Raw genomic sequence first — 8,168 nt, 5'->3', positions numbered from 1 at the left:
TCATCAGCCACGTGCTACTGAAAATGGCTAACGAGATTTTCAAATAAATAGCTTGCAGCCTAGCCACATCCGATTGGCTAGGCTTTCCACATAACGCCCAATTAAGGTGTGAAGCACGCGACCACGACACTCAATTTGACCACCGTAAACACCGAACTCAACCCAAACCAAAACTGCCAAGCGTGCTGAATCACTCTTAAATTGTTTGTTAGAGGGCGGGGTTGAGTTGGTCGATCATTACTGAACGATACAACACCAATTTAGTTTTGTGCGTCTTCAATCAACTATCGGAGTTAAGCACTCGCTAGAAGATGACTCTTCCAACTCTATAATGATTTGATTAACTTCGCTTTCATTGACAATACGTTTACCAAACCCACAGGGAACATGTGCTGTAACGTCTGCAGGCCATTGGTTTTCTAGAACAACAGTAAAATTACCCTCTGCGTCAGAAGTTGCCCAACCTGCTGCGGGATAGGAAATGGGAAACAAAGTGAAAAATGTCCTCCCCTCCCAAATTGTTATATTAGCATCTTCGGCAGGTTTTCCTGTGTCTCTCCAGATAACTTTGCCACTTATTCTTTGTGCATCAGGATGATCTAAGTAAACAACACACCCACTTAAAAATATAGCTTTAGCAAGTATCAACAGTTGTATTATTTTCATAAGCCCTCTAACGCCCTGTTAAGGTGTGAGCAACGCAATCCCGATGCCGCTGCATACCACCTTAAACACTAAAACCAACGCATAGTAAAAATGCCACGCGTTGCGAATCACTCTTAAACAGTTTGTTATGCCGATCCTACCAACTACCACATAACTGACTCTCGCAAGGAGTACCATCATTGTCGCCATCTATTTTGACATTTGGACAATTTGATAAATAAAACTTTGCTTCATCACAAGACGCCATTTCGCTACAGTAAGTCTTGCCTTGACAACTGAACCCCATATTTTCATATGCAGGGTTTAACTTAGGCTCTATATAAAACAGATAGAAGGCTGCGCCTATTAGACCGACGATAACTGCTGATAATACAACTGAAAAAGAATTGCTTTTCTGTGGTTTGACACCGACTAACTGAGCACTTTCCGCACTTAACTTAGGCTGAGTACTTGCCAGTTGAAACTCTACTTGGTCCCCTATTCGGGGGCGTCGGTATCCTTTTTTGAACTTGGATACATGAACAAAAATGTCACCATCCAGTTCATTGGAATTTATGAACCCAAAACCGCGCTCATCAACCCAGCGAACAATTTCCCCTTTCATGTCCTCTCCCGTTTTTCATATAGCGGCATAACGCCCTGCTAAGGGGTGAACAACGCAATACCAAAGCCGCTGCATACCACCTTAATCACTGAAATCAACGCATAGTAAAAATGCCACGCGTTGTGAATCCCTCTTGAGCAGTTTGTTAGTTTGCAGGCCCAAAGGATTGATTTTACTTTATTTTAAACTTTGCGAACAACAAGCTTTATGTGCTTTGATGCATTTAAGTCAGGCGTAGTCTCAAAGCGGCTAGTCAATGAAACCACATGAACTTACCACACCAGAGAAAACGTCATTTCAGCGAGAAAATCGGCTTTTGTACCAACAAACTCAACGAACAGAGTTTCAACAAAAAAGTTCGACTCAGTGAACCAAAAAGTCGCCGAACCAAAGAACAAATCAACCGTTGAAACGATGCCAATTTTGGATTTCCACCACGCTAGTTAACACTGAAATTGAACGCCGATACGACAATTTAGACTTTGAGCTTTTACCACTAGAGCTTGCGATATAGTTGCGTTTTTCCTCTTGCAAACTAACGCCCTGTTAAGGGGTGAGCGACGCAATACCGATGCCCCCGCATACCACCTTAACCACTAAAACCAACGCATAGTAAAAATGCCACGCGTTGCGAATCCCTCTTGAACAGTTTGTTAGTTTGCATTTCACACAAATCGCACGATTTAATTAAATTGAACATTTCATGCGATGCATTATAATCTAACTGTACACTCAATTGGGAACTGACCATGCATACATTAACAGCCAATGATGCCAAACGAAATTTCGGCGAACTACTTCTGAGCGCACAACGCGAGCCAGTAAAAATCAGCAAAAACAGTAAAGATACTGTCGTTGTCATGTCCATTCGTGACTTTGAAGAGCTAGAAGCTATGAAAGTTGAGTACCTCAAACACTGCTTTAAGTCAGCTAAAGAAGACTTGAACAATGGAAACACTGTTGATGGCGAAAGCTTTCTGAACTCGCTGTAACTAACTTATGCAAAAGAACAAATACAAGCTAAGTAACTTAGCGCAATCTCACTTGCGCAAAGTAAAAAACTACACTGTTGAAAACTTTTCTGAATTACAGTGGCGTAACTACAAAGATACTCTGCTATCAGGGTTTCAGATGCTAGCTGATAATCCAGGCTTAGGAAGAAATTGTGACGAGATATACCCAAATGGCTTTTATTTCCCGATTGGAAAACACACAGCTTATTTCACCAAAGAACATGACTTTATCTTAGTCGTTGCTGTCTTGGGTCAATCACAGCTACCCCAGAATCATCTGAAATAACACGACTTTCACCCTAGAAATAATAACTGGGGTGAGAGTTTATCCATGCAAACTAACGCCGCGTTAAGTGGTGAACAACGCCAACCACCAAACCTAAACCATTCTACCGTAAACACTAAATTCAACTTAAGCTAAGGTCGCCAAGCGTTGTGAATCCGCCTTAAACGCTTTGTTATGCCTAGGTGCTTATTTTTCCTGTTAATTGCCACTCGATGTATTTTTCCAAATCAGGTGCAACCCAAAACCGGCTATCATCCTCATGATTCCATACAAAAACATCATCTCGTCTGATTTGTTCTGCCTGAATAGGAAATGCAAACTGATCACCATTGCCTGCATCGGCAAAAAATAGCAAGGAATCAAACGGCATATATAGTTGATTGTAGTTTGGGCTTTGGCGGAACTGAAGATTTGTATGAACAATTTTATCCAATGGCCATACCAATCCTAAATCGTACTCTCCATAGATTCCATTTGCTTCTTGAAGTCATTCCTGCAATTGGCGCGGGAACGAAACATTGAGTAATTTTTCAGCATTATCGATATCTAACTTCCTCGCAGGACTTTCAAACCTACTATTGTTTTCTAGTGTACTAACTAGATGCTTCCACATAATTACTCCTTGATAAGGCATAACGCCTTGCTAAGGTGTGAGTAACGCAATACAAAAGCTACCGCACGGCGCCTTAATCACCCTAAGCCACCGCAAAGTAAAAATGCCACGCGTTACGAATCACTCTTAAGCAATTTGTTAGGCTCTGTGGTCAATACTGCCTCTTGTTGTGGGCTAGTATGCTCAGAGTCAGCTGAAACATAGATTTGATACGCTCCAATAGCAAAACCACCAATACCGACTAGAAGACCAATAATAGAAATTACGGAGTTTCGTTTTTTCTCTCCTCTAGCTTGATCTGTATATTCTTGAAGTTGGGAAACAAGTAACTCTATCATATGTTGATGTTCTGGAGCTTCTTGCCTTATTCGTTCTAATGGTAGCTTTAATTCTGGTGGTATTCCCTCAAATGGTTCATCTGACTTAAGCTTGTTTGCCCACTCCTCAAGTAAGGCTAAGGATTTACTATCTTCTGTAACTCCGTTTACAACCTCTTGCTTTATTAGGTTATTTAAACTTCGCTTTAAGGAGTTGGGAGACAGCAAAGAGTAACATGATTCGATTACTTTGATATGTTCCCAGGTTGGCACACCATTTTTAAGTGCACTAGCAATGTCTTCTTTTAGCTTACGATCATTCTTAGACTTAATTACATCCACCAAAACAGTCAAAATCTGCCAAAGTGCAAAGAGCAGAGCAATCACTAAACTAACTGAGGCACCAATTAGCGTAATTATACTTTCGTTCATTATTTTCCTCTAAAGAGCCTAACGCTGCATTAAGGTGTGAGCGGCGCTTGGCTATACTTGAGCGAAGCGAAACCGCCAAGCGTTGCGAATCACTCTTAAATGCTTTGTTGGGCGATTTTTTCTTCGATGCTAAGGGCTATTCTTAACAACTGTTCGTTGAACTCTTTGCTGTCGATTGAATAATGCGCTCTCCTATGGCACGTAGGACATAGAGCGATAACATTTTCCGGGCAGTCAGCACCACCGTCAGCAAGCCTAGTTAAATGATGGACTTCTAGATAAGGTCCTGCCTTAGTTTCAAAGGGTGACCCGATTCTGCAACCTTCACAAACCCCATTTGCGCGCTTTTTGGCATATAACTTTATAGCCTCACTGCGATAACGGACATGAGCAACTTGTTCTTTAACGTCCACATCATTCGGGGTCACAGCCGTAGCAATATCGCGCAACTGCTTAAGTGATTTGCTTTTAGTCGGTTTGGTTAAGTAAGGAGCCTTGCCATTTTCCACTCCCGGAAGCCTTGGTTGCGGAAGTACGTCCAAGTGAAAAATGAAAGCATCTCGAAGCTGACCATTTTTGTCAGGTCGCTGCTCGATGTGGTGTTCAATGTAACTACATACTCCGGCAAAACGCACAAAGCCTTTGGTCGTCGACTCAAACAACAAGATTTCTTTTTTGTTTTGCTGGTGCTCGAAGATTGCCAAATTACCTTTGGCCATCTGCATATCACCTACTTGACCTTCGCCTGTATACCTAAACGTACCATCAGGACCAAAACCATCGGAATAGCCGAACTCTTCACCAGCATCACTGGTAAATATAAATACATAAGAATGATTAGCTGGCGTAGCGATACCACCATACTGTTGCCCTTTGTATACGCCGTGAATATCAGAGCGACGGTTATAGATTTTACCAACTTCGAACAATGAACTCTCCTAATCGCCTAACGCCTTGTTAAGGTGTGAGGCACGCAATACCTAAGCTTCCGCATACCACATTAACCACTAGAACTAACGCATAGTAAAAATGCCACGCGTGCCGAATCACTCTTGAACAATTTGTTATGTAGCCGACTTTCAGGTTAGTGCTTTCTGTCCAATTTGGATCTTGGGCTCAATACCAGCTTTGCGATACAAAGCTAGAGCTGATTCATTGAAAGAATATACTTCTAACCACAGCTCTTCTCCGCCGTTAGAAATAGCCCTTTCCTCAAATGCCTCTATTAGCGCCACTCCAACACCTTGACTCCTAAAGCATGAATCCACTACAATCTGTTCAACGTTTGCGATCTTTCGCTCTTTGAGCGTCCAAGACTTACGAACCCATAGCTCACCAAAAACAAAACCTACTAACTGCCCTTTGCTTTCGGCTACCAGAAAAATCGAGCTTTCACTTTTGATTATCTTGTGTAGGTCTATTTTTTGTTCAATTTCTTCCGGTGATAAAAAGTCATCAGGTAAATTTGCTTGATGATACTCATTAAGCTGAAACTGTAGTTTCTTGATAACACTGATATCTTCAATGCGAGCTTGCCGAATATTTAACATATATAAATCCTTTTAACTTACCGTCCTCTCGCGGCTACATAACGCCCTGCTAAGGGGTGAGCAACGTAATACTGAAGCCGCCGCATACCACCTTATTCACTAAAATCAACGCATGGTAAAAATGCCACGCGTTGCGAATCCCTCTTGAGCAGTTTGTTAGGCGCTTGGCTTACTGGCAAAGTTCGTCAATCATTTGCTCAAAGTTAGGGTACTTTGATTTGGCCTCACTTATGATTTTAGACACTGAGCTTTCATTTGACGGGGCAACCTCCTGAGCAAAGTCCAAAAACTTACTATTTAGGGGGCGCTTCAAATCAGGAGAAGCAACAGCCTCGTATGGCCCAAGACCATGTGCAAACAACCAAACATAGTCTCCAAAATTTTGTGCAACCACCCCAACTTCACCTTCAGAGCCAAAGAAAACAATAGGTTGTTGCAAAAGATCTTCAACATTGGCGACAAGCCAAAAAGCAGCGTAGCCGCCAGAACCATCTTGACCAAAAATTAAATATTCATGGCCATTGAGTGAAGAATTACCAGTCCATGCTTTAATCCATTCTGATGTTTCCTCTTGCGAACAGAAATCATCATATGGTTCAAAATCAATTCCCTCACCGTCCGCGTAGTCAATTTCTATTGAGTGCAGTTTTTTCAATTGATCTGGAAAAGTTCTATCCATCTTATCTCTCCATACTTTCTGGACAACGCCTAACGCCCAATTAAGGGGTGAACAACGCCACCACCCAACCTAACACATTGCACCGTAAACACTAAATTTGAAGTAGAAGTAAAAGTGCCAAGCGCTGTGAATCCCTCTTAAATTGCTTGTTAGGATTGTTCTATTTTGGACTTCATTTTCTCGATTTTACGTTCTAACTTCCTTGCCGCTACCTCGTAGTTAATTACATTGCTAAACAGCTTGTATGTCCAAAACGAAAAAGCAGTAGCTGAGAAGAATACAATGAACTGTACATATACAACTAGGTTTTCTAAGCCGTCATTCAAAAAGAACTTAAAAGCTGATGGAATGAGTAGCCCTAACGAAATAAGAAACAGAATTAGGAATAGTTTTGAGAATGCATGCCTTACTAGTTCCAGCGGACTTTCTTTAATTTTTTTGATGTAACTTAACTCGTTCTCGAGATCAGATAATACCTCGTAATACTTCTTCTTCCTGGACGAAAAATACCAACCAAGGATAAAACTCACAATTAACGAAACTACAAATAGTATGATATCTCTTTCCATGTTTCCCTCGAAAATCCTAACGCCGCGTTAAGTAGTGAGCGACGCCTACACCTAACCTAAACTATTACACCTTAAACACAAAAATCAATTTGAACTGAGAATGCCACGCGTTGCGAATCTGCCTTAAACGCCTTGTTATGTTCGTACTTTTTTCACCTCTGCTCTCAATAGAACAATGTGAGCAATCGAGATTGTAGCGATAATAAGTGGAATAAATACCGAAACGAGTGACAGCAAAATGTATATTTGAGACATCATTAGCTTTTCCCCCACACCGCCACTATGCGTCCAACCTGCTAAGTGACCATCTGCAAAAAGCCCAAAAGAACCATAATAGTAAATTGGATACATTAACGCTGACTCTTTCCAATAACCTTTCTGCAAGTACCGAATTGAAACTCCAGAAATCAGGAATGCTAATAGACCACCAAAAACTATAAAAATAAAGTCTGAAGGATATTTGAACGCCGTCCCCAAAAAACTCCCTTTTGAAACTAAACCCGCGATAATCATTCCTAGTATGAACGTGATCATAGCATTTGTTAATCTTAACTCTTTCATATTGTCCTCCGCTCGAACAGTATGAAAGAGTCTCAAAAGGAAAATGTATGAAAAGGACTCAATCTCGACTCATACCCCTTTTTTAACGACGAGAACATAACGCCGCGTTAAGGGGCAGCAACGCGCTACCACCAAACTTAAATTTACCACCATATACACAATTGCCAAGATTTGAGCCAAAGTCGCCACGCGTTGACTGTCCCTCTTGAACGCCTTGTTATGAGCGTGGTCACCACTACCAAACGAACAATTTAAAGCAACTAAGAATTACAAAGGCGGTTAGCAGCCCCAGCCAACCTAGAGTCTTAGTGACAACTTCTGGTGAACTTGTGTTGAAATGAGGGAAAAGAATGACCCCAAAAGATAACATTGGTAAGAAACCATAGAGCTGCCCCATATATTTCGACGTTACTTCTGGAAATGGACCAATCAATTGATAAATAGCCAGATATGCCCCATAAACGCCAATAGCAATGCAAGCCTCCTTTCGAGACGTTTCACTACCATCTGAGTAAAAATAGAACCCTACAAGGACAACAAATACAATTACATCAATCAATGTAGATATCCCTTCCTTTCTTTGAAGCTCATAACGCCGCGTTAAGGGGCAGCAACGCGCTACCACCAAACTTCAAATTATAACCGTAAACACAAATGCCAAAACAAGAGCCAAACTCGCCACGCGTTGACTGTCCCTCTTGAACGCCTTGTTAACTTATTACTTTCAATACTTTAGCCTGTTTATTAATTGATTCTACAACTGAAAAGTGAAACTTTCCTTGGAACCACTTCGAACTTTGAACTGGCTTGAATTTGAACCATTAATGCCATCCTGAGAGTCTCACGGAAATTCACCCACCGATGCTTGGATTGGAATT

At 41.4% G+C, this 8,168-nt stretch carries 10 protein-coding genes and 1 pseudogene; 2 read left to right on the top strand and 9 right to left on the bottom strand.

Going from position 1 to position 8,168, the window contains the following annotated elements; translation table 11 throughout:
• Positions 1 to 276 precede the first annotated feature (276 nt).
• Positions 277 to 666 (bottom strand): hypothetical protein, encoded by a 390-nt coding sequence (locus IQR33_RS07915; RefSeq protein WP_017633499.1) that lies wholly within the window; start codon positions 664 to 666, stop codon positions 277 to 279.
• A gap of 136 nt (positions 667 to 802) precedes the next feature.
• Positions 803 to 1,270, bottom strand: coding sequence for a cold shock domain-containing protein (locus IQR33_RS07905; protein WP_029804521.1), 468 nt, complete (start codon positions 1,268 to 1,270; stop codon positions 803 to 805).
• Positions 1,271 to 2,019: 749 nt separating this feature from the next.
• Here IQR33_RS07905 and IQR33_RS07890 point away from each other — a divergent pair.
• Positions 2,020 to 2,262, top strand: coding sequence for a type II toxin-antitoxin system Phd/YefM family antitoxin (locus IQR33_RS07890; RefSeq protein ID WP_005442033.1), 243 nt, complete (start codon positions 2,020 to 2,022; stop codon positions 2,260 to 2,262).
• A gap of 7 nt (positions 2,263 to 2,269) precedes the next feature.
• Complete coding sequence (locus tag IQR33_RS07885; RefSeq protein ID WP_017633502.1) at positions 2,270 to 2,569, top strand: type II toxin-antitoxin system RelE/ParE family toxin; 300 nt, start codon at positions 2,270 to 2,272, stop codon at positions 2,567 to 2,569.
• Between the two features lie 178 nt (positions 2,570 to 2,747).
• On the opposite strand, the pseudogene IQR33_RS32550 reads toward IQR33_RS07885, so the two are convergent.
• The 7 genes and pseudogenes from IQR33_RS32550 to IQR33_RS07840 all read right to left on the bottom strand — a co-directional run.
• Positions 2,748 to 3,044 (bottom strand): annotated as a pseudogene (locus IQR33_RS32550) (SMI1/KNR4 family protein); the annotation flags it as partial.
• A gap of 251 nt (positions 3,045 to 3,295) precedes the next feature.
• The gene (locus IQR33_RS07875) at positions 3,296 to 3,931 is read right to left on the bottom strand and encodes a hypothetical protein (RefSeq protein WP_017633505.1); all 636 of its coding nucleotides are present in this window, start codon (positions 3,929 to 3,931) and stop codon (positions 3,296 to 3,298) included.
• 95 nt (positions 3,932 to 4,026) lie between these two features.
• Positions 4,027 to 4,860, bottom strand: coding sequence for an HNH endonuclease (locus IQR33_RS07870; RefSeq protein ID WP_054577369.1), 834 nt, complete (start codon positions 4,858 to 4,860; stop codon positions 4,027 to 4,029).
• A gap of 150 nt (positions 4,861 to 5,010) precedes the next feature.
• Entirely contained in the window at positions 5,011 to 5,481 is a 471-nt protein-coding gene (locus tag IQR33_RS07860; protein WP_005377057.1) for a GNAT family N-acetyltransferase, read from the bottom strand.
• A 169-nt stretch (positions 5,482 to 5,650) separates the two neighbouring features.
• Entirely contained in the window at positions 5,651 to 6,160 is a 510-nt protein-coding gene (locus tag IQR33_RS07850; RefSeq protein ID WP_025998675.1) for an SMI1/KNR4 family protein, read from the bottom strand.
• A 704-nt stretch (positions 6,161 to 6,864) separates the two neighbouring features.
• Complete coding sequence (locus IQR33_RS07845; protein WP_017634386.1) at positions 6,865 to 7,290, bottom strand: hypothetical protein; 426 nt, start codon at positions 7,288 to 7,290, stop codon at positions 6,865 to 6,867.
• Positions 7,291 to 7,525: 235 nt separating this feature from the next.
• Positions 7,526 to 7,849, bottom strand: coding sequence for a hypothetical protein (locus IQR33_RS07840; protein WP_017634385.1), 324 nt, complete (start codon positions 7,847 to 7,849; stop codon positions 7,526 to 7,528).
• Between the last annotated feature and the right edge of the window lie 319 nt (positions 7,850 to 8,168).

This window comes from Vibrio sp. OPT46, assembly GCF_015163535.1.
GTDB classification, from domain to species: Bacteria; Pseudomonadota; Gammaproteobacteria; order Enterobacterales; family Vibrionaceae; genus Vibrio; species Vibrio alginolyticus.
The sequence above is the reverse complement of the archived record's forward strand: the minus strand, read 5'-3'. Positions and strand labels throughout refer to the sequence as shown.

Excerpts from the sequence above, each read along its gene's own strand:
- IQR33_RS07915 (WP_017633499.1), bottom strand. The coding sequence starts at position 666 with ATGAAAATAATACAACTGTTGATACTTGCTAAAGCTATATTTTTAAGT.
- IQR33_RS07905 (WP_029804521.1), bottom strand. The coding sequence starts at position 1,270 with ATGAAAGGGGAAATTGTTCGCTGGGTTGATGAGCGCGGTTTTGGGTTC.
- IQR33_RS07890 (WP_005442033.1), top strand. The coding sequence starts at position 2,020 with ATGCATACATTAACAGCCAATGATGCCAAACGAAATTTCGGCGAACTA.
- IQR33_RS07885 (WP_017633502.1), top strand. The coding sequence starts at position 2,270 with ATGCAAAAGAACAAATACAAGCTAAGTAACTTAGCGCAATCTCACTTG.
- IQR33_RS07875 (WP_017633505.1), bottom strand. The coding sequence starts at position 3,931 with ATGAACGAAAGTATAATTACGCTAATTGGTGCCTCAGTTAGTTTAGTG.
- IQR33_RS07860 (WP_005377057.1), bottom strand. The coding sequence starts at position 5,481 with ATGTTAAATATTCGGCAAGCTCGCATTGAAGATATCAGTGTTATCAAG.
- IQR33_RS07850 (WP_025998675.1), bottom strand. The coding sequence starts at position 6,160 with ATGGATAGAACTTTTCCAGATCAATTGAAAAAACTGCACTCAATAGAA.
- IQR33_RS07845 (WP_017634386.1), bottom strand. The coding sequence starts at position 7,290 with ATGAAAGAGTTAAGATTAACAAATGCTATGATCACGTTCATACTAGGA.